At 42.5% G+C, this 2,683-nt stretch carries 1 protein-coding gene and 1 pseudogene; one reads left to right on the top strand and one right to left on the bottom strand.

The window, feature by feature from the left end:
• Positions 1-289 (top strand): annotated as a pseudogene (locus AAGC65_RS25810) (hypothetical protein); the annotation flags it as partial.
• 67 nt (positions 290-356) lie between these two features.
• On the opposite strand, the gene AAGC65_RS25805 reads toward AAGC65_RS25810, so the two are convergent.
• Positions 357-2,432 carry a M13 family metallopeptidase gene (locus tag AAGC65_RS25805; protein ID WP_343115331.1) on the bottom strand — a complete coding sequence of 692 codons (2,076 nt, stop codon included), beginning with the start codon at positions 2,430-2,432 and terminating at the stop codon, positions 357-359.
• Positions 2,433-2,683: the final 251 nt, after the last annotated feature.

The raw sequence follows: 2,683 nt of genomic DNA, 5'->3' as shown, positions 1-2,683 counted from the left end.
CTTCAACCCTGATAGGGTAGCTGAAATAGGAGAGAGCATAAAGTTTAGTGATTTTGCCGGTAATGGTTTTGAAGATCTGCAAACTGCCATTGGTAAAGAAAATTTTGATGCAATACTAAAAACGGGCGACTTTACACCAGACAGCGGATTTTTGAATTTGCACAAAGGAAGCGATGGTTTGCGGTTATACTTTAGCAAAAAAGGTAATACCATATTGGTTTTTGCTTATGGCGAATTTCAACCCACCCGCTATAAACTTTACCTGGAAGGTATCTGGAAAATAAATTAACATTGAAAATCTTATAAACAACAAAGCCCGGCAAAAACCGGGCTTTGTTGTTTATGGGTAATATTAATTACCATACTTTTATCCTGTCTTCAGGTTTTTTATACATTTTATCGCCGGGTTGTATGTTGAAGGCTTTATACCAGGCATCAATATTGGTTAACGGTGCATTGGTGCGGTACTGTTCAGGCGAGTGCGGATCTGTTAGGATGCGCTGCGCCGCCGCCTCAGGGCGTTGTGAACTGCGCCAAACCTGTGCCCATGATAAAAAGAAACGCTGGTCGGCCGTAAAGCCATCTATCTTTTTATTTTCCTGGCCTTGTTTGGTTTTTTTGTACGCTTCGTAAGCAATGTTTACGCCACCAAGATCGGCCAGGTTTTCGCCGAGTGTTAATTTGCCATTTACGTGCAGGGTGTCAACAACGGTAAAGGCATTGTACTGTTCAACTACTTTATTGGCGCGTATTTTAAATTTATCGGCATCGGTTTTTGTCCACCAGTCGCGCAGGGTGCCATCAGCATCAAACTGGCGGCCCTGATCATCAAAGCCGTGGGTCATTTCATGGCCTATTACCGCGCCTATGCCACCGTAATTTACAGCATCATCGGCCTTAAAATCAAAGAACGGGAACTGCAATATACCGGCCGGAAACACAATTTCGTTATTGGTTGGATTATAATAAGCGTTAACGGTTGGTGGGGTCATTCCCCAGCGGGTTTTATCAACCGGTTTGCCTAAACGGCTTACATTAAAATTATAGCGCCAAACCGACAGATTGTGGAGGTTACCTACATAATCGTTACGGTCAATAACTACACCATCATATTTTTCCGAATTATCAGGATAGCCTATTTTATCGGTAAAGGCTGCCTGCTTTTTAATCGCGCGTTCTTTAGTTTCGGGGCTCTTCGATTCCAGGCGGTTAATACGGTCGCCAAGGGTTCCTTTCAAATTATTCACCAGGTTTACCATGTATTGCTTGGCGGCAGGAGTAAAGTATTTTTCAACAAACAACTGACCCAGTAGTTCGCCCAGGCTTCCATCAACCAAAGCACTCATGCGTTCATTAAGAGGTGTTTGTACTTTTTGACCGGTTAATACTTTGTTAAAATCAAAATTAGCGTTTACAAATGATGAGCTCAGGGCTGGTGCCATACCTTTCAGTATGCTCCACTTTAAATAAATCTTCCAGTTATCAACAGGGGTAACGGCCAGTAAAGAGTCGGTTGTTTTAAAAAATGCGGGCTGCCCAACCAGAACGGTATCCTGACCTTCGGCTTTCATCTGGGGCAATAGTTTCACCCAGTTTAAATGCGGTGTGGTTTTGCTAAAGGCATCAACCGAAAATTTATTATAGGTAACGTTAGGGTCGCGCATGGCTACACGGCTTAATTGTGCTTTGGCCAATGTAGTTTCAATGCTCCAAATAATGGCTGCATTTTTAACAGCCTCGTCGTTGCCGCTACCTGTCAGGGTAAATAAGGCAACAACATATTTTTTGTAGGCATCCTGTATACCTTTAGTACGGGTATCGGCCTTTAAATAATAATCACGATCTGGTAGCGTAGTACCTCCCTGATCGAGCCCGGCAACATATTTATTTACATTTTTTTCATCCTGACCAACACCAAACCTGAACAACGGACTACCTTCGCCGTTAACACGCTGATAGGTTAGCTCGTTTACCACATCATCAAGACTGCTTATTTTATCAATGCGTTGTAAATCGGGTTTAATAGGGTCATAGCCCCGTTTTTCGATGGTTACGCTGTCCATACCGCTGGCGTATAGATCGCCAACGCGTTGCTTTAAACTTCCTTTAGGTTGTGTGGCCGATTGGGCGCTTACTTCACTAAGCAGGCCCAATAGTTTATCGGTATTTTCCTGGCGAAGAATATTGAAGCTGCCCCAGCGTGTTTCTTTAGCGGGTATAGCATTTTGTTTGATCCAGTTGCCATTGGCATAGTCAAAAAAATCATCACCAGGTTTAATACTGGTATTCATGTTGGCCGGATCAATAAATTTTTTCGGAACGGCTTGCCTATGGCCGGGTTTGGGGGATGTACCGCCATCGGCAGCAAAGCTATTAGCCGACAAGGTTAGAGAACCCGCCAGTATTACATAGTAAGGTAACTTTAATTTCATATAAAATTTAAAAATTAAAGTTACTGAAATCCGCTATATGAATGCAAGCTGTAGTGGTGAGGGGCTTAACGGTTAAACCAGTTTATAAAAAAAGAGAGCCGTGACCTTTTTAATATATCTATCCAAACACGGTGCAGATCCATTGATTTCATGGCCATTAAGGTTAATTATTTATAAAAACGGCCTTATTGTAAAATTATTGTGAAGGTGTTGAGTGTTGAGTGTTGAGTGTTGAGTGTTGAGTGTTGAGT

This window comes from Mucilaginibacter sp. (assembly GCF_039207105.1).
Classification (GTDB): domain Bacteria; phylum Bacteroidota; class Bacteroidia; order Sphingobacteriales; family Sphingobacteriaceae; genus Mucilaginibacter.
This window is presented reverse-complemented; position numbering and strand designations above follow the sequence as displayed.

What these genes read in the sequence shown, in the direction of transcription:
- AAGC65_RS25805 (WP_343115331.1), bottom strand. Translation starts at nt 2,432, where the DNA reads ATGAAATTAAAGTTACCTTACTATGTAATACTGGCGGGTTCTCTAACC.